This is a genomic window from Corallococcus macrosporus DSM 14697, from assembly GCF_002305895.1.
Lineage (GTDB): Bacteria > Myxococcota > Myxococcia > Myxococcales > Myxococcaceae > Myxococcus > Myxococcus macrosporus.
This window is the reverse complement of the sequence record NZ_CP022203.1, coordinates 1643395-1665632: the sequence shown is the minus strand read 5'-3', so window position 1 is coordinate 1665632 and position 22238 is coordinate 1643395. Positions and strand designations below refer to the sequence as shown.

The 22238-nt window shown below is 70.2% G+C and carries 19 protein-coding genes; 8 read left to right on the top strand and 11 right to left on the bottom strand.

The window, feature by feature from the left end; genetic code table 11:
- Positions 1 to 226 precede the first annotated feature (226 nt).
- The 4 genes from MYMAC_RS07015 to MYMAC_RS07000 form a co-directional block, all read right to left on the bottom strand.
- Positions 227 to 982, bottom strand: a complete 756-nt coding sequence (locus tag MYMAC_RS07015; RefSeq protein ID WP_095957510.1) for a DUF5953 family protein — start codon at positions 980 to 982, stop codon at positions 227 to 229.
- Positions 979 to 1887 carry a DUF6310 domain-containing protein gene (locus tag MYMAC_RS07010; RefSeq protein WP_095957509.1) on the bottom strand — a complete coding sequence of 303 codons (909 nt, stop codon included), beginning with the start codon at positions 1885 to 1887 and terminating at the stop codon, positions 979 to 981. Before MYMAC_RS07010 ends, MYMAC_RS07015 begins: the two co-directional genes overlap by 4 nt.
- Positions 1888 to 2102: 215 nt before the next feature.
- Positions 2103 to 3479 carry an LETM1 domain-containing protein gene (locus tag MYMAC_RS07005; RefSeq protein WP_095957508.1) on the bottom strand — a complete coding sequence of 459 codons (1377 nt, stop codon included), beginning with the start codon at positions 3477 to 3479 and terminating at the stop codon, positions 2103 to 2105.
- A gap of 170 nt (positions 3480 to 3649) precedes the next feature.
- The gene (locus MYMAC_RS07000; protein ID WP_043709020.1) at positions 3650 to 4492 is read right to left on the bottom strand and encodes a metal-dependent hydrolase; all 843 of its coding nucleotides are present in this window, start codon (positions 4490 to 4492) and stop codon (positions 3650 to 3652) included.
- 186 nt (positions 4493 to 4678) lie between these two features.
- Between MYMAC_RS07000 and MYMAC_RS06995 the strand changes: the two genes are divergently transcribed.
- The gene (locus MYMAC_RS06995; RefSeq protein ID WP_095957507.1) at positions 4679 to 6538 is read left to right on the top strand and encodes an HSP90 family protein; all 1860 of its coding nucleotides are present in this window, start codon (positions 4679 to 4681) and stop codon (positions 6536 to 6538) included.
- Positions 6538 to 7665 carry a hypothetical protein gene (locus MYMAC_RS06990; RefSeq protein ID WP_095957506.1) on the top strand — a complete coding sequence of 376 codons (1128 nt, stop codon included), beginning with the start codon at positions 6538 to 6540 and terminating at the stop codon, positions 7663 to 7665. Before MYMAC_RS06995 ends, MYMAC_RS06990 begins: the two co-directional genes overlap by 1 nt.
- A gap of 12 nt (positions 7666 to 7677) precedes the next feature.
- Here the strand turns inward: MYMAC_RS06990 and MYMAC_RS06985 are convergent, their stop codons facing one another.
- Complete coding sequence (locus MYMAC_RS06985; RefSeq protein WP_095957505.1) at positions 7678 to 10020, bottom strand: Tex family protein; 2343 nt, start codon at positions 10018 to 10020, stop codon at positions 7678 to 7680.
- 94 nt (positions 10021 to 10114) lie between these two features.
- Positions 10115 to 10666 carry a GNAT family N-acetyltransferase gene (locus MYMAC_RS06980; protein ID WP_043709022.1) on the bottom strand — a complete coding sequence of 184 codons (552 nt, stop codon included), beginning with the start codon at positions 10664 to 10666 and terminating at the stop codon, positions 10115 to 10117.
- Positions 10667 to 10786: 120 nt separating this feature from the next.
- Between MYMAC_RS06980 and MYMAC_RS06975 the strand changes: the two genes are divergently transcribed.
- Together MYMAC_RS06975 and MYMAC_RS06970 are read left to right on the top strand one after the other, a co-directional pair.
- Positions 10787 to 11197: a hypothetical protein gene (locus tag MYMAC_RS06975; protein WP_095957504.1), complete on the top strand. Its 411-nt coding sequence runs from the start codon at positions 10787 to 10789 to the stop codon at positions 11195 to 11197.
- A 150-nt stretch (positions 11198 to 11347) separates the two neighbouring features.
- A complete protein-coding gene (locus MYMAC_RS06970; protein WP_095961502.1) occupies positions 11348 to 11752 on the top strand; it encodes a hypothetical protein in 405 nt (134 codons plus the stop codon).
- Positions 11753 to 11966: 214 nt separating this feature from the next.
- Here MYMAC_RS06970 and MYMAC_RS06965 read toward each other — a convergent pair whose 3' ends face one another.
- The 3 genes from MYMAC_RS06965 to MYMAC_RS06955 form a co-directional block, all read right to left on the bottom strand.
- Positions 11967 to 14195: an alkaline phosphatase D family protein gene (locus MYMAC_RS06965; RefSeq protein WP_095957503.1), complete on the bottom strand. Its 2229-nt coding sequence runs from the start codon at positions 14193 to 14195 to the stop codon at positions 11967 to 11969.
- Positions 14196 to 14361: 166 nt separating this feature from the next.
- On the bottom strand, positions 14362 to 15450 hold the full coding sequence (gene recA / locus MYMAC_RS06960) for a recombinase RecA (RefSeq protein ID WP_095957502.1): 1089 nt from the start codon (positions 15448 to 15450) through the stop codon (positions 14362 to 14364).
- A 112-nt stretch (positions 15451 to 15562) separates the two neighbouring features.
- Positions 15563 to 16525 carry a hypothetical protein gene (locus MYMAC_RS06955; protein ID WP_239989389.1) on the bottom strand — a complete coding sequence of 321 codons (963 nt, stop codon included), beginning with the start codon at positions 16523 to 16525 and terminating at the stop codon, positions 15563 to 15565.
- A 67-nt stretch (positions 16526 to 16592) separates the two neighbouring features.
- On the opposite strand from MYMAC_RS06955, the gene MYMAC_RS06950 reads away from it, so the two are divergent.
- Genes MYMAC_RS06950 through MYMAC_RS06935 form a run of 4 tightly spaced genes read left to right on the top strand, consistent with a single transcriptional unit; the run spans position 16593 to position 18410 of the window.
- On the top strand, positions 16593 to 17198 hold the full coding sequence (locus MYMAC_RS06950; RefSeq protein WP_013935468.1) for an RNA polymerase sigma factor: 606 nt from the start codon (positions 16593 to 16595) through the stop codon (positions 17196 to 17198).
- Entirely contained in the window at positions 17195 to 17671 is a 477-nt protein-coding gene (locus MYMAC_RS06945) for an anti-sigma factor family protein (protein WP_095957501.1), read from the top strand. The genes MYMAC_RS06950 and MYMAC_RS06945 overlap by 4 nt, the downstream gene beginning before the upstream one ends.
- Positions 17668 to 18165 (top strand): DUF3106 domain-containing protein, encoded by a 498-nt coding sequence (locus tag MYMAC_RS06940; protein WP_095957500.1) that lies wholly within the window; start codon positions 17668 to 17670, stop codon positions 18163 to 18165. The genes MYMAC_RS06945 and MYMAC_RS06940 overlap by 4 nt, the downstream gene beginning before the upstream one ends.
- On the top strand, positions 18162 to 18410 hold the full coding sequence (locus MYMAC_RS06935; RefSeq protein WP_095957499.1) for a hypothetical protein: 249 nt from the start codon (positions 18162 to 18164) through the stop codon (positions 18408 to 18410). The genes MYMAC_RS06940 and MYMAC_RS06935 overlap by 4 nt, the downstream gene beginning before the upstream one ends.
- Positions 18411 to 18495: 85 nt before the next feature.
- On the opposite strand, the gene glmS is transcribed toward MYMAC_RS06935, so the two are convergent.
- Together glmS and glmU are read right to left on the bottom strand one after the other, a co-directional pair.
- The gene (gene glmS, locus MYMAC_RS06930) at positions 18496 to 20331 is read right to left on the bottom strand and encodes a glutamine--fructose-6-phosphate transaminase (isomerizing) (protein WP_013935472.1); all 1836 of its coding nucleotides are present in this window, start codon (positions 20329 to 20331) and stop codon (positions 18496 to 18498) included.
- 107 nt (positions 20332 to 20438) lie between these two features.
- A complete protein-coding gene (gene glmU, locus MYMAC_RS06925) occupies positions 20439 to 21851 on the bottom strand; it encodes a bifunctional UDP-N-acetylglucosamine diphosphorylase/glucosamine-1-phosphate N-acetyltransferase GlmU (protein WP_420810045.1) in 1413 nt (470 codons plus the stop codon).
- Positions 21852 to 22238 lie beyond the last annotated feature (387 nt).

Below are 22238 nucleotides of genomic sequence, written 5' to 3'. Positions count from 1 at the left end.
CTAATGCGCCCACCCCACCCGGCGGCATCCGGGCCCGCATACTGCCTCCGAACGGACAGTGCCCGGGCGGCCAGGCGCTCGCGCTCGTGGCAGTTCCCCGGACGAGTGTCAGCAACGGAGGGAGCGCCAGTCTCAAAGGTTCGAACAATGATGCGTGCCCTCCCGGGAGGGCACGTCGCCATCGCCGATGCCCGTGCAGCCGAAGCGACGTGCTCCCAGAATCGGCTCAAGGTGCTGCGCGTCCGCCAATCTCCGGAAAGCGCTCGTAGGTCCGCTTGAGCGTGTCCAGGTGGGTTGGGTCGTCCAGGTCGAGCGGTGCGTCGGTGAGCTGCACGACCCAGCCGCCCGATGCCGTGCGCCGCGCCCGTGAAAGCAACTCGGCGTCACGGGTCGGGTCCGGAAACCCAATGACCTGCGAGGCGGCAGCCGACCAGTAGTTCAACCACCCCAGGTAACAGGGAATCTCGGGCGCACGGATGTGCTCGAAGAGCTTCAGGGCAGGCAGCCCCCGACGTGGGGACGGCGGCCCCTCCAGCGTGGGTGCTGTCTGATACGCGATGTCCACCGCAGCATCGTGAGGGGTCGCACGGCCCCAGAACGCGCGTGTACCCTCCGCTACGCGCTCCAGCATCGCCGCCGCCGCCGCAACAACCGCCGCATCGAGCGGCAACTTCGCATGGACTTCAAACAGAGCCTGACCGCCAGGGCTGAAGAGTCCCGAGCTTCCCCTCCCCATCACCGTCACGGGGTAACTCTCGTCCCCGTTACACACCAGAGGGAAGCCTCCGTCCTTGATTTTCTCTACGAGCCACGCGTCGCGCTGTGGCAACGCAGCAAGCCGTCGCGACCCGGTAACTCTCCACTCCAGACGCAAGCCAGGGAGCGCCTTTTCCATCCCATGAACGACAGCGAGCGGGCGTTCATCGTCACCGACGAGTGCAGGCGCGTAGACGGTCAGGACTATGCGATTCTGGCTGGTCATCGTTTGCATCCCGTGACGACGATCCTGAGGGAGGGAACAACAGCGAGCAGTGCGTCTTTGTGCGCTTGGGTGCTCACCCCCATGATGAAGCCATAGCCACACGCCGCCGCAGCTTTCCGCTCCCTTTCTATTTGTTCCAACTCCTTCTCGATCTCCCGTTCCTGGATGAAGTCAGGATACGTATCAAATCGATGGGTCTTGATCTCCCACAGCACGCGCACGCCGACTTGCAGCGCATCGAAGCGCTCGCCGCCCACGAAGACGTCCATGCCCGGATATCGGTTCGGCGGAAACCTGTCGGCGCACTCGTTATGCGGGGCATCTCTGCCCGCGTGCGGCACCGGGACGGGCCTGCACTCAGGACGATGCTCTCGGTCCAAGGGGTCGGTAAGCACCGGAGGGAACCCATCCTGCCCTGATGGCTCAGGCTTGAGCTTTCGGTGCGTCAAACGTGCCTGCGCATTGGATGGCCGCGCTTGGGTCTCGGGCTTGGCTCGCTCGCGAGACGCCCGCCGATATGCATCCAGTTCCTCTTTGATGGCGACTGCCACCACGACCGCACCGGCGACAATCACGGCTCCAACGATGAGCTCGGGTGCTATCAGGATGCAGACGCCCAACCCAATAGCAGCGGCCCCCGCAGAGGCAACACTGCATTTTCCCGTGACATCGCGAAACGTGATCCGGTCATGGTCGAGCGCGTGAAAGCACCTCTCCACGAGCACGCTCCATTCATTGGATGCCTCCCGCACCACGCATCGCCCGCCATCCATCCACGGCAACGTCGCTGCTCGCTGGAGGTTGGCGACCCTCGGGTTCCAGGGCGCACGCGCTCTTGGGCTCGGGGTCGACGTGGCGCAAGCCGAGAGGAAGAGCAGAAGTGCTGCGCAGGCGCGGAGTCGCATTGCTTCGTCCTTTCCGCAGAGCCAGCGAGCTGTGGGGCCAGGCTGGCAGCATGCAGAGCATGCCAGCAGCCGCGCATCGCGTAGATACTCGGAACGTGCCGAGGCACGGCGGCATGGCCCGGAGCGTCCCAGCACAATCGGCGGCGTACGTCGCGGAGCAGCAGCATCAATCAGGGCAGCCCGCCGCTCATGACGCTCAGGGTCGATTCGGGTGCCTACCCCGCCTCCCGCTCCGGCCCCACGTCCTCGAAGTCCTCCTCCACGGGCGCGGCCTCCTGGAAGGCGCTGGGCAGCAGGCTGAAGGGCAGCACCTTCGCCAGCGCCGCGAGCAGCAGGACGCCGCCCGGCGCGGCGAAGATGGCCAGCGCGGGAATCGCCTTGGCCACGTCGATGAGCTGCGCGCGCATGCGCTGACGCTCGTCGCCGGTCAGCGGCTGCCGCCGGGCCGCCTTCGTCAGCAGCACCGCCAGGTCCCCCGTCTCGCGGACCTCCTGGATCAGCCGGTAGAAGTTCTTCTCCAGCGTCTCCTGGATGCCGGCCACCAGGTCGTCCCCCATGGCGCCCGCCGCGTCCGACACGGTGAAGACATCCACGATGGCGCGGTGGCGGGCGTAGAACTCCGCCATCTCCAGCTCCAGCCGGTGCAGCTCCGCGTCCGAAACCTGGAGCGCCTGCGCCAGCTCGCGGATGAACACGCGCTCGCGCCGCGTCTTGCGGCCGTCCACCAGCGCCGCCAGCAGCGTCTGCTCCAGCAGGAAGTGGCGCACGTCCACGCTGCGCACCTGGCGCACCACGTCCCGCACCGGGCGGCGGCGCGCGAAGGACTGCTTCACCGCGGCCTTGAGCTCGGACGTCATCGCCGCCGGCAGCCGCAGGGACTCCACCTGCCGCAGGATGGCGCGGCGCGCGGACAGGCCCGGCACCCGGTCCACACACGCCAGCCCCGTGAGCACGTCCACCAGCAGCGCCTTCTGCCGCGCCGCGAAGTCCAGGCGCCGCTGCGCCCGCTCGCGGTGCAGCGTGCCACGCGAGAAGTAGTCAATGGCCTGCCGGCAGAAGAGCTGCGCGTCCGCGTACTGCGCGCCGTTGTGCAGCACCAGCCCGTACACCGGGTCCCCCGCCAGCACGGGCGAGCGCTTCACCAGCGACGCCTCCACCTTCGCCGCCAGCCGCCGGGACACCGGACGCCCGGAGGCAATCGTCACATCCAGCGTCCGCGCCAGCTCCAGCTCTCCCGCGAGCACCGCGAAGAGGACCAGGAGCTGCTCGGTGCGCACGGCCGTTGGAGTCCCCACGAGCCGGCCCAGCTCCAGCGCCATCAACGCCAGGGTCCGCACCACCGCGTGGAAGAGCTGGTCCTCCAGCAAGCGCGCCTGGGACTCGGTGGGCGGGGCCAGCTCCGCCGCGGAGGGGGCGTCCGCGGGCGTGCCGTACAGCAGGCCCGTGGCGCGCAGCGTCCGGCGCAGGTGCGCGCGGGCACGGGCCCGTCCGGAGCCCAGCGGCGGGACGGACGGCGCCGGTGCGCCCGCTTCAAAGGCGACCGTCTCCGTCAGGAGTGGCAACAGCCACCCTGCCTTGGTGAAGTCCAACACCCGAACACCCCTGGACGCTCGCGGGAAGGACTCACGCGCGCGAAAGAAAGAAGCGGGATGTAACCCAGGGGCATCCCGGTTTCCACTCGGCCACGGGACAGGGTCAAGGCCCGGAAGTCAGCGGGCGTAGAACCGCCACTTCTACCGGGCCCAACCATCTCCCCCGGCGATTACAGCGCCGTCGTTACGCCGGGCTCCGGGGTCACCACCCTGGCCGTGCTGCGCAGCTTCTTCAGCTCCCCAGTCAGCGCGTCCGGGGTGCCCTGGAGCAGCGGGAAGGTGCCGTAGTGCATGGGAATCACGCTCTTGACCTTCAAGAGGCGCACCGCCTGGGCGGCCTCCGCGGGCCCCATGGTGAAGTGGCCGCCCACGGGCAGCAGCGCCACGGTGGGCTTGAACTGGGTGGCGATGAGCGACATGCCCTCGAAGGCGCCCGTGTCACCCGCGTGGTACAACGTGGGGCCCTTGTCGATTTTGAGCACGTAGCCCAGGGGCGCGCCCGCGTACTGCGCCGGCGACTTGGGGTCCGCGGCGTAGCTGCTGGAGTGGACCGCCTCCACCAGGTGGAGCGTGACGTCCTTCACCCGGAAGGTCCCGCCCGCGTTGGCGCCCACGGCCTGGGCCTCCGGCAGGCCCAGCAGGTTGATGAGCTCGAAGGAGCCGTAGACCTTGGCGCCCGTCTTCTCCGCCAGCGCCTTGGCCTCGCCCACGTGGTCGAAGTGGCCGTGGGTGAGGAGGATGGCGTCCAGCGCCTCCGGCTGCGCGGCGCCCTTGGGGGCCTTGGGGTTGGTGAGCCAGGGGTCGATTGCAATCACCGCGCCGCCCGGGCTGCGAATCACGAAGGCCGCGTGGCCCCACCACGTCACCTCCGCCTTGCCCCGGGCCGCCGCCGTCGGGGCCTTGGTGGTCGCCGCGGGCTTCACGGGCGCCGGAGTGCCCTGCGCCGCCGCCGTCCCGCCGAAGGCCATTGCCGCGCCCGCCACCACTGCCATGAGCTTCGTCCGCATATCCATCCACTCCTGATTACGAGGTGAAGACCTGCCGCCACCGTGGTGACACGTGCCCCACGGCCGGCTTGCCCCCTGACGCCACCCGAGCAGCCAATCAAGGGCCCGCCATGGATGCCCAAGTGCGGGGCACGTCTCAAGCTCGATTCGGCTGTCGATACGACGGGGGGCGTGCGCTAACGTCGGCGGCACGTGGACCACCGATTTCAAGTCAGCCTCCGCGGGGTCATCGACCTCCTGTCTCACCACCTGTACAGCTCCCCGGGCGTCTACGTACGCGAGCTGCTCCAGAACGCCACCGATGCCATCCGCGCCCGCCAGCTCCTGGAGCCCGGCCACGCTGGCACCGTCCGGCTGGAGCTGATGGAGAAGCAGGACGGCAGCCCGCCCACCCTGCTCTTCACCGACGACGGCGTGGGGCTGACGGAGGACGAAATCCACCGCTTCCTGGCCACCATCGGTGAGTCCTCCAAGCGCGAGGCCCTGGAGGCCCGCCGCAACGACTTCATCGGCCAGTTCGGCATCGGCCTGCTGTCCTGCTTCATGGTGTGTGACGAGCTGCTGGTGGTGACGCGCTCGGCGCGCGGCGACGGGCGCACGCTGGAGTGGCGCGGCCGGCACGACGGCACGTACGCCGTGCGGCCCTCCGAGCACCCGCTCGCCCAGCCCGGCACCCAGGTGTTCCTGGTGGCCCGCCCGGACATGACGCACTGGTTCACGGCCCAGCGGCTGCGAAACCTCGCCAGCCACTACGGCGGCCTGCTGCCCTTCCCCGTCCACCTCACCACGCCCGAGGGCGCCGAGCGGCTGGACACCTCCGGCGTCCCCTGGCGCCGCGAGTACGACAGCGCGGCGGAGCGGCGCAAGGCGCTGCTCGCCTACGGGCGCGAGCTGTTCGACACGGACTTCGTCGACTGCATCCCGCTGCGCTCCACTGCGGGAGACGTGGACGGGGTGGCCTACGTGCTGCCCGCGTCGCCGCACTTCAACTCGCGGCAGAAGCACCGGGTGTACCTCAAGCACATGCTGCTGTCGGAGAGCGCGGAGAACCTGCTGCCGGACTGGGCCTTCTTCGTGAAGTGCGTGGTGAACGCCAACGCGCTGCGGCCCACCGCCAGCCGGGAGTCCTTCTATGAGGACGAGGCGCTCGCCGCGGCGCGCGAGTCCCTGGGACAGTCCCTGCGCGGCTACCTGATGGAGCTGGCGCGCGAGGACCCGCGCGCGCTCCAGCGGCTGATTGCCCTGCACGGGCTGAGCGTGAAGGCGCTGGCGCTGGATGACGACGACTTCTACCGCCTCATCATCCACTGGCTCCCCTTCGAGACGTCGATGGGGATGATGACGCTGGCGGACTACCGGCGCGCGCACCCGGTGGTGCGCTACACGTCCACGCTGGACGGCTTCCGGCAGATTGCCCAGGTGGCCAGCGCCCAGGGCCTGTGCATCATCAACGCGGCGTACACGCACGACACGTCGCTGCTGGAGAAGCTGCCGCACGCGGTGCCGGACGTGCAGGTGGAGCCCTTCTCCTCCGCGGACCTGCCGCAGAGCTTCGAGGAGCTCACCCTGGACGAGCGCGAGGCCACCTTCCCGCTGCTGCGCATGGCGGAGCGCGTGCTGGCGCCGTTCCGCTGCGGCGCGGTGGTGAAGAAGTTCTACCCGGCGGAGGTGCCCACGCTCTACAGCGCGGACGCGGAGGGCGCGTTCCGGCGCGACGTCGAGCGGGCCCGCGAGGAGTCGGATGACTTGTTCGCCGGCGTGCTGGACAGCGTCGTGGCGGCGGCGGGCGGCGAGCCGGCGCAGCTCTGCTTCAACCTCCACAACCCGGTGGTGCGGCGGCTGGCGGCGGTGGCGGACCGGGACATGCTGAAGCTGTCGGTGGAGATGCTCTACGTGCAGGCCCTGCTCCTGGGACACCACCCGCTGAATGCCCAGGAGCTGGTGCTGCTGAACCAGGGCCTGCTGGGCCTCCTCTCCGCGCACCTGGGCGGGGAGGGCGGGCGCGGCGGCGACGAAGGCAGCGGCGGCGCGGGCCCCCGGGGGCTGCACTGATGAGCGGTGACTGGCGCGAGCAGGTGAAGGCGCTCTTCAACCAGGCCGGCGCCCTGGGCGAAGGCGAAGGCAAGGTGCGGCTCCTGGAAGAGGCGGTGCGCCTGGCGGACACGCACAAGGACGTGGGCCTGGGCTACCGGATGCGGGACGCGCTCATCGACGCGGCGACCTTCGGCGGCTTCCCGGACAAGGCGCTGGTGGCCTTCGCGTGGTGCCGGGGCCAGCAGAAGAAGGACCCGAAGCGCTTCGAACCGGAGGACATGTTCTGGAAGCAGAAGTGGGTGGTGGCGCGCATCAAGGAGTTCCCGCACATCACCCGCAAGCAGATCGCCGACGCGCTGGACGACGTGGAGCAGTGCTTCAAGGCCACGGACTCCGGGACGCGCGCGGTGCTGAAGCTGCGCTACCAGGCCGCGCGGGAGATGGGGGACGCTGCGGAGGAGGTGGAGCGGCTGTGGAACGCGTGGCTGGAGGCGAGGAGGGACCACCTCACCGACTGTCGCGTGTGCGAGCTGGACGACGAACTGGACCACCACGCCGACAAGGGCGAGTGGCAGCAGGTGCTGCGCAAGGCGAAGCCCATCCTGGACGGACGCAAGGCGTGCGCGGAGATTCCCCACCTGACGCTGGGCACGGTGCTCTACCCGCTGTTCAAGCTGGGCGAGCTGGAGCAGGCGCGCGAGCTCCACCGCCGCGGCTACGCCCTGGTGGCGAAGAACCGGGAGTTCCTCTCCACCGTGGGCGAGCACCTGGAGTTCCTCGCGCTGACGGACAACCTGTCGCGCGGGCTGACGCTGCTGGAGAAGCACCTGGGCTGGGCGCTGGACCACCCCAGCTACCGGGACCGCTTCACCTTCTACGCCGCCGCCGCCTTCCTGCTGGAGCGGGTGCAGGCGGCCGGGGAGCGGGACACCGTGAGCCTGCGGCTGCCCAAGACGTTCCCCCACCACCAGGCTGATGGCGGCTACGACGTCCGGGCCCTGCACGCCTGGACGCTGGAGCAGGCCCGGGACATCGCGAACCGCTTCGACACGCGCAACGGGACGGACCGCTTCGCCAGGCTCCTGGCGCGCAACCAGGTCCTGGCCGGGGAGGTCCGTCCCTTCCCCGTGGACGCGAAGCCGTGAGGCGGCGCCCCGTCAGCGCTTGAGCTTGCTGAAGGGGTTGTTGAACGGCTCCGGGCCCTTCTTCTCGGCGGGCCCTGGAGCGGGCTTCTGGCCCGTGCCCGAGGACGGCCGGGCGCCCTGACGCGGAGGCCCGCCGCGCTCCGTCATCCGGCCCGGCCCCGTGGCCCCGCCGACGTGGGGACGGCCCGACGGCTGCGGCGCCCCACCCTCCTGCACCGCGCGCACGGAGAGCGCCAGCCGCTTGCGCGCCAGGTCCACGGTGAGCACGCGCACCGTCAGCCGGTCCCCCACCTTCACCACTTCAGAGGGGTCCTTCACGAAGCGCGTGGAGATTTGCGACACGTGGACCAGGCCGTCCTGGTGCACGCCCACGTCCACGAAGGCGCCGAACGCGGTGACGTTCGTCACCACGCCCTGGAGCACCATGCCCTCCTTCACGTCCTCCAGCGAGCGCAGGTCCTCGCGGTGCTGGGGCGCGGTGAAGTCACCGCGCGGGTCGCGGCTGGGCTTCTCCAGCTCCGCCAGGATGTCCTTGAGCGTCAGCTCGCCCAGGTCCGGGCCCAGGTAGCGCCTGGGGTCAATCTTGCGCACCAGCTCGGCGTTGCCCACCAGCGCGCTCACGGCCACGCCCAAATCCCTGGCCATGCGCTCCACCACGCCGTAGCGCTCCGGGTGGACGGCGCTGGCGTCCAGCGGCTCCGTGCCGCGCACGCGCAGGAAGCCCGCCGCCTGCTCGAACGTCTTGGGCCCCAGGCCGCTCACCTTCAGGAGCTCGCGCCGCGTGGTGAAGCGCCCCTTCGCCGCGCGGTGCGCCACCAGCTTCTTCGCCAGCGATGGCCCCACGCCGGACACGTGCTCCAGGAGCTGCGGCGACGCGGTGTTCACATCCACGCCCACCGCGTTGACGCACGAGTCCACCACCTCGCCCAGCTTCTTCTTGAGCAGGCCCTGGTCCACGTCGTGCTGGTACTGCCCCACGCCAATGCTCTTGGGGTCGATCTTCACCAGCTCCGCCAGCGGGTCCTGGAGGCGGCGGCCAATGGACACCGCGCCGCGCAGGCTGACGTCCAGGTCCGGGAACTCGTCGCGGGCCACCTCGGAGGCCGAGTAGATGGACGCACCCTGCTCACTCACGGACACCACGGGGACCTGCGAGCCCAGCGCCTTCAGCGTGTCGCGCACGAAGAGCTCCGCCTCGCGGCTGCCCGTGCCGTTGCCCACGGCGATGAGCTCCGGCTTGTGCTTCTGCACCACCGCGGCCAGCAGCTTCGCCGCGCGGGCGCGCTCGTCCGCGCCGCGCTCCGAGTAGAGCGTCAGCGTCTCCACCACCTTGCCGGTGACGTCCATCATCGCCAGCTTGGTGCCCGTGCGCAGGCCCGGGTCCAGGGCCAGCACCGCGCGGGCGCCCGCGGGCGGCGTGAGCAGCAGGTGGCGCAGGTTCTCCCCGAAGACGCCAATGGCCTGCCGGTCCGCGCGCTCCTTCAGCTCCGCGCGCAGCTCCGCCTCCAGCGAGGGGCCCATCAACCGGTCCCAACTGTCCTCCACGGCGGCGCGCAGCTCCTGCGCGAACAGGGACTGCGGCTTCGTCACCACGCGCCCGGCGAGCAGGCCCTTCACCTCGTCGTCCGGCAGGGAGAGCTTCACCTTCAGCACGCCCTCCTCCTCGCCGCGCAAGAGCGCCAGCACGCGGTGCGAGGGGGCCTGGGACAGCGGCTCCTCGTGGCCGTAGTAGTTCTCGAACTTGGTCGGCTCGCCCTTCTTCGCGGACACCACGTTGGAGCACAGCGTGCCCCGGCGCGCGCTCACCTCGCGGGCCTCGCGGCGCAGGCCGGCGTCCTCGGCCACGCGCTCGGCGCAGATGTCCCGCGCGCCCGCGAGCGCCGCGGCCTGGTCCGGCACGTCCTTCTCCGGGTGGATGTAGGGGCGCACGCACGCGGCCACGTCCTCGCCGCGCCGGCCGTCCTGCTTCCACAGCAGGTCCGCCAGCGGCTCCAGCCCGCGCTCCCGGGCGATGGCGGCCCGCGTGCGGCGCTTGGGCTTGTACGGGAGGTACAGGTCCTCCAGCTCGGTGCGCGTCTTCGCCGCCTTGAGCGCCTTCGCCAAGTCCGGCGTCAGCTTCCCCTGCTCCTCGATGGTGCGGAGGATGGTGTCGCGCCGGGCGTCCAGCTCGGCGCGCTCGGTGGCGCGGTCGAAGAGGGTCTGAATCTGGACCTCGTCCAGACCGCCGGTGACTTCCTTGCGGTAGCGCGCGATGAAGGGGACCGTGGCTCCGTCCTCTTGCAGCGCGAGGGTCCGGTCCACCTGCTCGGGCCTGAGGCCCAGCTCCTGGGAAAGCTCAGCGGCGTAAGCGTGCATGGCGCCGCTTCTATAACCCGGCCCCCACGGGGCACCCAGAGACCGGCCGTCCGAAGCGCTCAGCCCACGACGGACGCCGCGCGGCGCCCGGGCGTCACCCGCGCGACGCCCGCGAAGACGCCCACTCGTCCCGGAGCAGCCCCCAGAGCTGCTGGTCCCTGCGTTGCCCCTGGAACAGGCAGTGCCCGCGCAGCGTGCCCTCCAGCGTGAAGCCCAGCTTGCGCGCCACGCCCCGCGAGGCGGCGTTCTCCGCCAGCGTCGTCAGCCACACACGCTGGAGGAAGGGCAGCGTGAAGAGCTCCTCCAGCATCAGCCCCACCGCGCGGGTGCCCAGGCCCCGGCCGTGGTACGCGTCCGCCATCATGTAGCCCAGCTCGGCGCGGCCGTGCGCGCGCGACAGCTCCCGCGCGGACACCGTTCCGGCGAGCTGGCCGTCGGCCTCCACGAACCACCGGAAGCTCCGGGCGCCGGGCCGCCCCAGCGCGCCCGCCTCCAGGATGCGGCGCAGCAGCAGCTCCCGCGAGTCCTCCCCGGTCTCCACGAAGCGCCGGGCCCCGGGCGCGGCGCGCATCTCCAGCCAGAAGTCCACGTGCTCCGGCCGGGCAGGAACCAACCGCACATCGGTCAAACAGGCACCCGGCACCATGCGAGGCTCCTCTCGTCTCCCGCGTCACTCTGGCTGACTTTCCGAGAAAGACACGATACTCAGTGTCGCTGGATATTCACGCCGCGCGACTTCCACCCACACCCCGGAGAGGAGCACTCCATGGGACTCCCCGAACGCAGGGCCCAGAAGGCCTACGAGACGAACGTCTTCCCCCAGCAGAAGCAGCGCATCGACGAGGCGGCGCACTTCGAGGTGCCCGTCGAGGTGCAGTGGGAGTCGTTGATGGAGGACGACTACAGCCACCTCTTCGAGAGCGCGTGGACGAAGGTCTACATCGATCCGCTCGTGGAGGCCTTCAAGGGCATCTGCATCGATGACATGGGCCAGGAGGCGCTCAAGGAGAAGCTGAAGAAGGTCGTCATCCAGAACAAGGCCGGCAGCGCCTCCGCCAGCCGGATCGCCCGGTTCGAGGATGGCGTGCTCACGCTGGACCACAAGCCCTTCACCAACATCGACGACGTGAAGGACCGCACCCAGGCCATCCAGAAGACGCTGGAAGCCGCGCTGTAGCCGCGACCTCGCGCCCCGCCCGGAGCCCGGGCGGGGACGCTGTTCCACCCCGCTCCACCGCGCCCGCCGGCCGCCCCCTGGGACTCGCGTCGCCGAGCCGCCATGGAGAAGGGCGCCCCCCCAGGCGAAGGGCGCCGGGAGGTGACGCGCATGCTGAAGAACACCTGGCCGAGGGACCGCCATGTGGGGCCGGGCGGCGGCCTCTACACCGGCCCCGGCGGCGGCCTCTACACCGGCCCCGGCGGCGGCGCCTCCACGGGCCCCGGCGGCGGCCTCTCCACCGCGCCCGGCGGCGGCCTCTACACCGGCCTTGGCGGCGGCCTCTCCACCGCGCCCGGCGGCGGCCTCTACACCGGCCCCGGCGGAGGGATGAGCACCGGCCCCGGCGGCGGCCTGTACCGGGGGCTTGGTGGCGGCCTCTACACCGGCCCCGGCGGCGGCCTCTACACGGGGCATTGCGAGCAGCCGTACCGCAGCAACCTGCCGCCGCGGGAGGCGCTGCTGGAGTACCTGGCCAGGCACCGGCTGGAGCACCTGCTGCTCCAGTGCGGCTGAGCCAAGGCACGCCGTCCCGGGGAGGGGCACGCCAGCGTGACGCCGCCGCGTGATTGACGCTGGAGGCGGGCGGACGGGGCGCGGTGGCGGCCACCTCGCGTGAGCCCGCCTCCCGGGCCGGTACGCCCTCCCAAACGGCCAAGGGCCGCGGCCCGGAGCACGTGGCTCTGGGCGCGGCCCTCGCCCCTCACCCGGCGGGTGAGGCCCGTGTCACTCAGGCGGCGGTGATGGTGCCGTCCTTGATGACGAAGTCGCGGCGGGTGAACTTCTCCGTCAGCTCGGAGGGCTGGCGCAGCGAGTAGTCCTTGGCGATCTCCGTGCTCGGGATGAGGTGGAAGGACGCCTTCGCCTCGGAGGCGCCGACCTCCAGCACCACGAAGCCGTGGGCGTCACCGTCCACGAACTCCATGCCCGGGTGGGCCTCCTTCAGCGACTTGTCCAGCTCCGCCACGATGTACCGGTACACGGTGCTGCCGGTGGAGAAGCCCGCGCCGATGACGGCCAGGCCCGCCAGCTCCTTGATGGAGCCGGAGGAGATGGCCGGCGCCGTCAGCGCGGGGATGCCGGACTCCACGGACGCGAAGGACGCGTGGATGTCGCCGGAGATGAACAGCGCGTTCTGCACGTTGCTGTCGCGCAGGGACTTGAGGAACTCCTGCTTCTTCGTGGGGAAGCCGTCCCACTGGTCCACGTTGAAGTAGAAGTCCTGGCGCAGCGTGGGGTCCGGGACGTCCGCCTTGTCGCTCAGCTTGAACACCATGGTGGTGAGCGAGATGGAGGAGACGATGATCTTCCACGCGTTGGTGGCCTGCGACACCGACTCCTGCAGCCACGCCTGCTGCTCGTTGCCGAAGATGCCCTCGGAGGCCCCCGCCGAGCCCATGTACTTGATGGCCGCGTACAGGTCGAAGATGGGCTTCACCACGACGTAGCGCGAACCCTGGATGCCGAAGAGCCCCGTCTTGCCCATGTGGGCGAAGGCCAGGCCGCGCGGCGTGCCGTCGACGGGAATCGCCGGGATGGCATCCTCGCCCGCCGCCACGCGCGCCTGGTTGACGGCGTTCAGCACCTGGTTGACGTACAGGAGCGCCTGCCCGCCGGTAATCCAGGTGGCCGCCTTCGTGGCCGCCTCTTCCGCCGTGAGCCCCGCGGCGACGGCCTGCTGCACGTACACGCCGGTGAGGAGGTCCTTGTAGAGCCGCAGCTCCGCGGCGTCGATGTCCACGTAGGCGAACATGTCCGACTGGAGCTGCGCCTGGACGGGCTCGGGCAGCGTCGGCAGCACCAGGGCGAGCTGCTCGGCCGGCACCGCCACCTTGCCCGGGTAGGCGTCCTCGGGGATGAGGTGGTCGGGGCGGTAGGTGCGCGTGTCCGTCACCAGCAGCTTCAGGTTCTGACCGAACTCGAAGTCGCGGTAGATGCGCGTGGGCTGGGACACCACGGCGTTGATGTCGATGGCGCCCGCGGCGCTCTCGCCGTGCTCCATGGGGATGTACTCGAAGAAGGCCTGCTCCGCGTTGCGGCGGCGCTCGGTCTGCTTCTCGTTGGTCTTCTCGTCCGTGTACGTCGCGACGTCGCCCCAGCAGTCGTCGGAGAACTCGTGGTCATCCCAGGTGACGATGAACGGGTAGCGCTCGTGCACCCGCTGGATGACCTTGTCCTTGCGCAGGTTCTTGTAGAGGTCGCGGTAGTTGGACAGCGAGTTGGCCGCGTAGAACGCCGTCAGGCCCGTGCCCTGGCGCAGCGCCTTCTCCGGCTCGCTGAAGATGACGCCACGGCCGTCCACGGACTGGAAGGACGCGTCGCCCGTCGTCTCGTAGATGTAGTCACCCAGGAAGACGACGAAGTCCAGGTCCTCGTCGAGCTGCAGCAGGTGCTGCCACGCGTTGTAGTAACGGCCGATGTAGTCCTGGCAGCTCGCGAAGACGAACTTCACCGGCACGGTGTCCGTGGGGGCCGGCGCGGTGCGGGTGCGGCCCGTCACCGTGGAGTGCTTCTGGCCGCCCGCGTCGATGGAGAAGCGGTAGTAGTACGTCGTGCGCGCGGACAGGTTCGTCACCTTCACCTTCAGCGCATGGTCGAACGCCGCCTGCGCGGTGAACGTCTGGTCCAGCACCAGGCTGCTGAACGACTCGCTGGTGGAGACCTCCAGCCGCACCTGCGTGTTCGCGCCCGCGTTGTCCGGGTCCACCGCGCGCACCCACAGCACCACGCTGTCCGGGCGCGGGTCACCCGAGCACACCGACTGCGGGAAGTACTTCTCGCCAGCATCCGACGACGTCTCATCGTCGTTACATCCGAACGCAGTGGTCGCTGCCACAGCGACGACGGCCTGGAGGAAACTGCGGCGTTTGAATCGGTCGAACAAGGCGGCACTCCGGGTTGCGCGGGTTGGGTAACAGGCCCGCGAGTCTAGAGCGCCCTTCCATCCAGCAGGAAACATCCCCATGGATGAAATGACAACGCGCCGTGTCACCCACGCGCGGTGCGAACCGGCACGCGAAACTCCAGACGCCAAGCAAAAGGGCCGCCCACCTCGCGGTGGACGGCCCTCTCGTTTCACGGGCGAATCGCCTTATGCGGGCAAAACGCCCGGGTGAAGCGCACGCCTACTTCACGGCCTTCACGCGGCCGCGCTTCTCGCTGCCCTCGGCGGGCGCGGCCTCTTCCGGCGCCGCGGCGGCGGCGCCCGGCGTCTTGCCGATGCCGTACTTCTCCAGCACGCGGCCTTCGATGTCCTTCGCAATCTCCGGGTGCTCGCGCAGGTAGTCCTTCACATTCTCCCGGCCCTGGCCGATGCGCTCGCCGTTGAAGGAGAACCAGCTCCCGCTCTTCTCCACGATGTTCTCGTTGGCGGCGAGATCGATGAGGTCGCCCTCACGGGAGATGCCCGAGCCGTACATGATGTCGAACTCGACTTCCTTGAACGGTGGCGCGACCTTGTTCTTCACCACCTTCACGCGGGTGCGGCTGCCCACCACGTTGTCGCCATTCTTGATGGCGCCGATGCGGCGGATGTCCAGGCGCTGGGACGCGTAGAACTTCAGCGCGTTGCCGCCCGTCGTGGTCTCCGGGTTGCCGAACATCACGCCAATCTTCATGCGGATCTGGTTGATGAAGATGACGCACGTCTGGCTCTTGGCGATGGTGCCCGTCAGCTTGCGGAGCGCCTGGCTCATGAGGCGGGCCTGCACACCCATGTGCGCGTCGCCCATCTCACCCTCGAGCTCCGCCTTCGGCACGAGCGCGGCCACCGAGTCCACCACCAGCACGTCGATGGCGCCCGAGCGCACCAGCATCTCCGCGATTTCCAGCGCCTGCTCACCGGTGTCCGGCTGGCTCAGCAGCAGGTCATCGGTGCGCACGCCCAGCTTGCGCGCGTAGCCCACGTCCAGCGCGTGCTCCGCGTCCACGTAGCCGCAGATGCCGCCACGCTTCTGCGCTTCCGCGACGATGTGGAGACACAGCGTCGTCTTACCGGACGACTCCGGCCCGAAGATTTCGATGATGCGGCCCTTGGGCACGCCACCGACGCCCAGGGCGATGTCCAGCGAGATGGAGCCCGTCGGGATGGCCTGAACGTCTCGCATCAGCGGCTCGTCGTTGCCGAGCCGCATGATGGACCCCTTGCCGAACTGGCGCTCCACCGCGGACATCGCCAGCTCGATCGCCTTTTCCTTCTCCTGATTCACGGCCATTGCTCGTAGCTCCTTGTATTGGCGAGCCACCCCGGCTCACCTGAACGCGCTTTTAGTACGCGATGGGTAGACCCTAGTCCACCCCTCTGACATCCGTGCTGCATCCTGCCGGTCAGCCCTCGCGGAGGGCAGCCAGGAGGGCGGCCACCAGCCCCCCCAGTCCCACCCACACCCCTGTGTGCGCCGCGCCCACGAGCGCCAGCGCCACCCCGCCGAGGGAGACCAGGGCCAGCATCAGCAGCCCCACGCGGTACACGGGCGTCCCGGGCCGGGCAAGCCACAAGGCGGTCATCGCCAGCAGGGACAGTCCCACCTGGGAGGTGAGCAGGCTGGCGTCCCGGAAGGGAAAGAGGGCCTCGTGGGCCCCCTGCGCGCTCAGGCCGCCCACCAACACCGCCACGGACGCACCCGGCCTCCCGCGCCGCTTCTTGCGCTGCTGGGCGTTGGCGCGCAGGTGCGCCAGGTCCTCGGGGTGGACCTCCAGGGCGTAGGGGAAGCCCAGGGACAGCAGGGCCTCCACCGCCGCCGCGCGGCAGGTGCGCCCCCGGGCATCCACCAACCCCGTGAGCCGGCCGCTCTCCAGGAGGCGCAGGAAGGTGTCCGCCACCAACCGGTCCCCGCCGGTCCGGGCCATCCGCGCCAGTTGGAGGTTCAGGCGCGCCGCAATCAAGGGGCGCTCCGCCTCCGGCGCGCGCTGTGCCTGCTCCGTCAGCACCAACACCGGGAGGGGCAGGTCCAGGGGCGGCGTGGGCTTGCCCGAGCGCGGCGAAGGCGAGGGGGCCTCCCGGGACGTGGCCCCCGGCGGCCCCCGCGGTGAGACGGCCTCCCCAGGCATGGCCACCAGCGGCGCCCGGGGCGCGACAGCCTCCCCAGCCGCTGCAGCCGTCGGCGGGGCCTGGGGTGCGACATCCTCCAGTGAAGGCACCCACGGCGCGGCATCCTCCCGAGCCAGGGTGTCCGTCAGCGGCGCCCAGGGCGCCACATCCTCCCGAGGCGCCTCGGCCTCGCCGTCCATGAGCCGCTGCGTGGGCGGATGTATGCGCGGCGCGTCGGACACGGAGGAAACTGTAGCCACGGCCCCCGGGAAGGTTCAAAGCGAAGTGCCCCCGCAACTTCCACCGGGCAACGGGGTTGATGTCGGCATGGACGACGCGGACTCGGACGCACAGGCGATGTTGAGGGTGGCCGCGGGAGACCGGCGGGCCTTCGCCCGGCTGTTCGACCGCCACCACGCGAGCGTGGCGCGCTTCGCCTTCCGCTTCGTGGGCAACCGGGAGCGCGCCGAGGAGCTGACGCAGGACATCTTCGTGAAGCTCTACCGGAACGCGCGGGCCTACCAGCCCACGGCGCGCTTCAAGACCTTCCTCTTCCGGGTGGCCACCAACCACTGCCTCAACGAGGTGCGGCGCGGCGAGTACCGGACGCCGCGCGCGTCCGCCGCGGCGCCGGACGGAGACGACAGGGACGGCTGGGACAGGGAGGGCCCCCAGGGCGACAGGCCGGATGCGGCGCTGGAGGGGCGGGAGCTGGAACGGGCGGTGGGCGAGGCATTGGCGGACATGAGCGCCCGGGAGCGCGCGGCCTTCACCATGTGCCGCTTCGAGGGCATGGCGTACCGGGACATCGCGGACGCGCTGGAGGCGAGCGAGTCCGCCGTGAAGAGCCTCATCCACCGCGCCACGTTGGCGGTGGCGCGCAGGATTGAGGCGCTGCAGACGGGCACCGTGCCCGCGAGGAGCAGGGCATGAGCTGTGACTACGAAGAGGATTTGACGGCGTACGTGGACGGCGAGCTGCCCCCGGCTCGCGGCGCCCGGCTGCGTGTCCACCTGGACACCTGCGCGGACTGCCGCGCCACGGAGGCGCTGCTGCGCACCACCGTGGCGCGCATGGCGGCGCTGCCCGCCTTCGAGCCCTCACCGGCCTCGCGGCGCGCGGTGATGGCGGAGCTGGACGCGTTGCCCGCGCCCTGGTGGGCGCGGCTGAAGACGTGGCCGCGCCCGGCGGTGCTGGTCCCCGCCGCCGGCCTGGTGGCGGTGCTGGCCGTGTCCCTGCTCCTGACGCGCGCCGGCCCGGGCGCGCCGCTGGCGCTGGAGGACGCGTCCGTCATGGAGCTGGCGGCGAACCTGGAGCTGGCCGAGGACTACGAGCTGCTGGGGCTCGACGACATGGATGACCTGGAGGTCGTCGCGAACCTCCACGAGCTGGAGGTGACGCGATGAGGGCCGGGAACCTGGCGGCCGCGCTGGTGCTGGGCGTGGCGCTGCTCACGGGCGCTCCGGCGCGCGCGCAGGCGCCCACGCCGCGGACAGCGGCCGAGCGCTTCGAGCAGATGACGCCGGAGCAGAAGGAAGCGCTTCGCGCGAAGCTGCGCGAGTTCAAGGCCATGCCGCCCGCCGAGCAGGCCCGCATCCGCGCCAACCTGCGGCGCTGGCGCCAGCTTCCACCCGAGGAGCGCGAGCGCATCCGCGCCAACCTGCGCGAGCTCGAGCGCCTGACGCCCGCGGAGCGGCAGGCCCTGCGCGAGCGGGCCAGGGACTTGAGGAAGCTGGACCCGGCGCAGCGCGCCGAGCTGCGCCAGCGCATGCGGCGGTACCTGAAGGAGAACCCGGAGCGCCGCGAGCAGATGCTGGAGAACCTCCGCCGCTGGCGGCGGCTTTCGCCCGAGCAGCGGCAGGAGGTCCGGGAGCGCCTGCGTGAGCGGCGGCGCCGGTGAGCGGCGCGCTCCCCGCCGTCGTCTGGCTGATGCTGCTGGGTGCCACCTCCGCGGCGGCCCAGGAAACGCCCGCGCCGCCGCCGCCCGGCGTCCCCGCGAAACCGCCGCCCCCTGGAGCGCCGCAACGCCCCCGCGCCCCACCCTCCGACGAGGACCAGGAGGTGGTGGAGCACCTGGAGCTGCTGGAGAGCCTGGACGCCGCCGCGGACCTGGACCTGTTGCTGGAGCTGAGCCAGGAGGACTGAAGCCGCCGTGGAAACGATGAAGCCCGAGCCCCCTCTTCGGGAGCCCGGGCTTCTGGCGCTACAGGGCGCAAGGCCGCGCGGCGCGCTACTCCACCGTCACGCTCTTGGCCAGGTTGCGCGGCTGGTCCACGTCGTTCCCGCGCAGGTCCGCCACGTGGTAGGCGAGCAGCTGCAGGGGAATCGTGGCCACCACCGGCGCCAGCAGCGCGCAGGCCGCCGGAATCCGGATGACGTGGTCGGCCAGCGTCGTCACGTGCTCGTCGTCCTCGTCGATGATGGCAATCACCTTGCCACCGCGCGCGCGGACCTCCTCGATGTTGCCGATGATTTTCTCGTAGGCCACGTGCGGCTGCTTCGGCGCGATGACGACCACCGGCATCTTGTCGTCGATGAGCGCGATGGGGCCGTGCTTCATCTCACCGCCCGCGTAGCCCTCCGCGTGGATGTACGAGATTTCCTTCAGCTTGAGCGCGCCCTCCAGCGCCACCGGGTGCATGGGGCCGCGGCCGAGGAAGAGGAAGTCCTGGGCGTTCATGAACTCGCGCGACACGCGCGTCACGGCCGGCTCGCACTTGAGGACGTCCTCAATCATCTTCGGCACCTGCGTCAGGTGCGTCAGGTGCTCCTGCGCCGCCGGCACGGACAGGGTGCCGCGCATGCGGCCCAGCTTGACGGCCAGCAGGTACAGCGCCACGAGCTGCGTGGTGAACGCCTTGGTGGACGCCACGCCAATCTCCGGGCCCGCGTTGGTGAGCACGGAGAAGTCGGCCTCGCGCGTCATCGCGCTGCCAATGACGTTGCAGATGGCCATGGCCGTGGCGCCGCGGGCCTTGGCCTCCTTGAAGGCCGCCAGCGTGTCCGCCGTCTCACCCGACTGGCTGATGGCGATGGCCAGGTGCGTGCCGTCCACGATGGGGTCGCGGTAGCGGAACTCGCTCGCCAGCTCCACCTCCACCGGCAGGCGCGCCAGCGACTCAATCATGTGCTTGCCGGCGACCCCGGAGTGCCACGAGGTGCCGCACGCCAGGATGGTGACCTTCGTCAGGGAGCGGACCTTCTCCGCCGACAGGTTCCAGCCCTCGAAGTGCACGTCGCCTTCCGACAGGAGCATCCGGCCGCGCAGCGTGTCCGCGATGGCGCGGGGCTGCTCCCAGATTTCCTTGTGCATGAAGTGCTTGTGGCCGCCCTTCTCCGCCATCATCGGCGTCCAGTCGATGCGGCGGGTGGGCCGGTTCACCTTCTGGCCCTGGCGGTTGAAGATGTCCACGGCCGCCGCGGTGATGACGGCCAGGTCACCCTCTTCCATGTAGACGAAGTCGCGGGTGTGCTCGAGCAGCGCCGGCACGTCGCTGGCCAGGAAGTTCTGCCCCTGGCCCAGGCCCAGCACCATGGGGGACGCGTCCTTGGTGCAGACGATGCGGCTGGGGTCGCTGGCCGTCAGCACCGCCAGCGCGTAGGTGCCCTTCACCTGCGTAATCGCCGCGCGGACCGCGTCCGGCAGCTCCAGGCCGCGCTCCAGCTCCTCGGCGATGAGGTGCGCGAACACCTCCGAGTCCGTCTCCGAGGAGAAGACGTGCCCGCGCGAGCGGAGCTGCTCCTTGAGCGCCAGGTGATTCTCGATGATGCCGTTGTGCACCACCGCCACGTCCTTGTACGTGTGCGGGTGCGCGTTCTCGTCGGAGGGACGGCCGTGGGTGGCCCAGCGGGTGTGCCCGATGCCGATGTTGCCCGGCGGCTGGTCCGCCACCACCCGGTTCTCCAGGTTGCGGAGCTTGCCCGTGGCTCGCACGACGTTGAGCTTGCGCTGGTTCAGCACCGCCACGCCCGCCGAGTCATAGCCACGGTACTCGAGCCGCTTCAGGCCCGACACCAGGATGGGGGCTGATTCCTTGTCACCGACGTAACCAACAATCCCGCACATAGTTGCACCTCTCTCTCACGCCCACGCCCGCCGGAGCAATCCGCGGGATTCCCCTACACCCCTGCCTTACAGCGCTCTGCCTGGTTCCCAAGCAAGAGCCGCGCCGCCTAACCGGCCCGGGCCTTCGCCTGGCGCGCCTTCTTGGTGGCCACCCAGCCTTCCTTGGTCACCTGTGGCGTCCGCGACACAGCGAGGCTCCCGGGAGGCACATTTTTCGTCACCGTGGTGCCCGCGCCGACATACGAGCCGTCCCCCACCTTCACGGGCGCGACGAGCTGGGTGTCGGAGCCGATGAACACACCATCACCCAGCTCAGTCAGGTGCTTGTTCACCCCGTCATAGTTACAGGTGATGGTGCCCGCCCCCACGTTGCACCCTGAACCAATGACAGCGTCACCCAGGTACGTGAGGTGGTTGGCCTTCGAACCTTTTCCGATGCGAGCCTTCTTCGTCTCCACGAAGTTGCCCAGATGCACGTCCTCGGCCAGCTCCGTCCCGGGGCGCAGCCGCGAGAAGGGGCCAATGACATTGCGCGCTCCGACGCGGGCCTCCTCCAACACGGAATAGGGCTTGATGACGGTGTCATCCGCCACGGTGGAGGCCTGCAGCACGCTGCCCTGGCCAATGACGCAGCCCCTGCCCACCACGGTGCCGGCGGCCAGCGTGACGGACGGACCGATTTCGGTGTCCGGCCCCACGGTGACGCCTTCCTCGATGTAGGCCGTGGCCGGGTCCACCAGCGACACGCCGGCCCGCATGTGCGCTTCATTGATGCGCTGTTGCATCACGCGCGCGCGGGCGGCCAGCTCCACCCGGTCATTCACCCCGGCCGTCTCCGTGGCGTCCGCCTCCACCGAGCCCACCGGGCCCAGCTTCGCGGCCATCTCCACCAGGTCGGTGAGGTAGTACTCGCCCTGGGCGTTCTGCGGCTTGATGTCCGCCAGCGCCTTCCAGAGGAAGTCCGCGTCCACGGAGTAGATGCCCGCGTTGCACTCGCGCACCTGGCGCTGCGCCGGGGTGCAGTCCTTGTGCTCCACGATGCGCGTCACCTTGCCGCCCTCGCGGAGGACCCGGCCGTAGCCCGTGGGGTCCTCCAGGGTGGTGGACACCATGGCCAGCTTGCCGCCCGCCTGGTCATGGGCGGCCAGCAGCGCCTCCAGCGTCTCGCGGCGCAGGAGCGGCACGTCGCCGTAGAGGATGAGGACCCGGCCCGAGTACCCCTTCAGGGCCTCCTCCGCGGAGCGCACCGCGTCCGCCGTGCCGCGCTGCTCGCGCTGGAGCGCGAAGCGCAACGGGGCCTCCGGGAAGAGGGCGCGGACGGCCTTCTCCACCGCTTCCGCCTGATGGCCCACCACCGGGACCACCGACGTGGCGCCCAGTTCAAGGGCCCGCTTGAGGGGATACGCGCAAAGAGGCCGGCCGAGGATGGGGTGAAGGACCTTCGCCTTCTCCGACTTCATCCGCGTGCCCTTGCCCGCGCACAGCACCACCGCCGCCAGAACGCTCATGCGGCGGAGAATTAGGGACAGGGAATCGAGTCGTCAACCGCGCGCGGATCAGAAGGCGGGGGGGTGTCCACCGGCCGTGCCTTCGCACTGACCGAGACGCACAGGGTGTTGCGCTGAACCGTGATGCCGAAGCTGGGCTTCAAGAAGACCGTCACCTCCGCCGCGGTCGGCGCGGCGCCAGGCAGGGCCTTGTTCTCGGGTATGGCTGGCGTGCTCATACGCTCCCCCAGACGCGATTCATGATGGGACCAGGATGCACGTCGCCGGAGAACAATCCAAGAAGAAAAATGTTGTCGGACTGAAACCCTGGTCCCGACCACACGGTTCGTGCATACCGGGACACATGTAGTCCGTCTGGTCCCCTGGCGTCGCCGGACTGGAGGGTAGGCTTTTGTCGCC

Coding starts and splice junctions, on each gene's coding strand:
- MYMAC_RS06970 (WP_095961502.1), top strand. CDS start 11,348: ATGCTGAAGAACACCTGGCCGAGGGACCGCCATGTGGGGCCGGGCGGC.
- MYMAC_RS06940 (WP_095957500.1), top strand. CDS start 17,668: ATGAGGGCCGGGAACCTGGCGGCCGCGCTGGTGCTGGGCGTGGCGCTG.
- MYMAC_RS07015 (WP_095957510.1), bottom strand. CDS start 982: ATGACCAGCCAGAATCGCATAGTCCTGACCGTCTACGCGCCTGCACTC.
- glmS (WP_013935472.1), bottom strand. CDS start 20,331: ATGTGCGGGATTGTTGGTTACGTCGGTGACAAGGAATCAGCCCCCATC.
- MYMAC_RS06950 (WP_013935468.1), top strand. CDS start 16,593: ATGGACGACGCGGACTCGGACGCACAGGCGATGTTGAGGGTGGCCGCG.
- MYMAC_RS06985 (WP_095957505.1), bottom strand. CDS start 10,020: ATGCACGCTTACGCCGCTGAGCTTTCCCAGGAGCTGGGCCTCAGGCCC.
- MYMAC_RS06945 (WP_095957501.1), top strand. CDS start 17,195: ATGAGCTGTGACTACGAAGAGGATTTGACGGCGTACGTGGACGGCGAG.
- MYMAC_RS06980 (WP_043709022.1), bottom strand. CDS start 10,666: ATGGTGCCGGGTGCCTGTTTGACCGATGTGCGGTTGGTTCCTGCCCGG.
- MYMAC_RS07010 (WP_095957509.1), bottom strand. CDS start 1,887: ATGCGACTCCGCGCCTGCGCAGCACTTCTGCTCTTCCTCTCGGCTTGC.
- MYMAC_RS06990 (WP_095957506.1), top strand. CDS start 6,538: ATGAGCGGTGACTGGCGCGAGCAGGTGAAGGCGCTCTTCAACCAGGCC.
- MYMAC_RS07000 (WP_043709020.1), bottom strand. CDS start 4,492: ATGGATATGCGGACGAAGCTCATGGCAGTGGTGGCGGGCGCGGCAATG.
- MYMAC_RS06965 (WP_095957503.1), bottom strand. CDS start 14,195: ATGTTTCCTGCTGGATGGAAGGGCGCTCTAGACTCGCGGGCCTGTTAC.
- recA (WP_095957502.1), bottom strand. CDS start 15,450: ATGGCCGTGAATCAGGAGAAGGAAAAGGCGATCGAGCTGGCGATGTCC.
- MYMAC_RS06975 (WP_095957504.1), top strand. CDS start 10,787: ATGGGACTCCCCGAACGCAGGGCCCAGAAGGCCTACGAGACGAACGTC.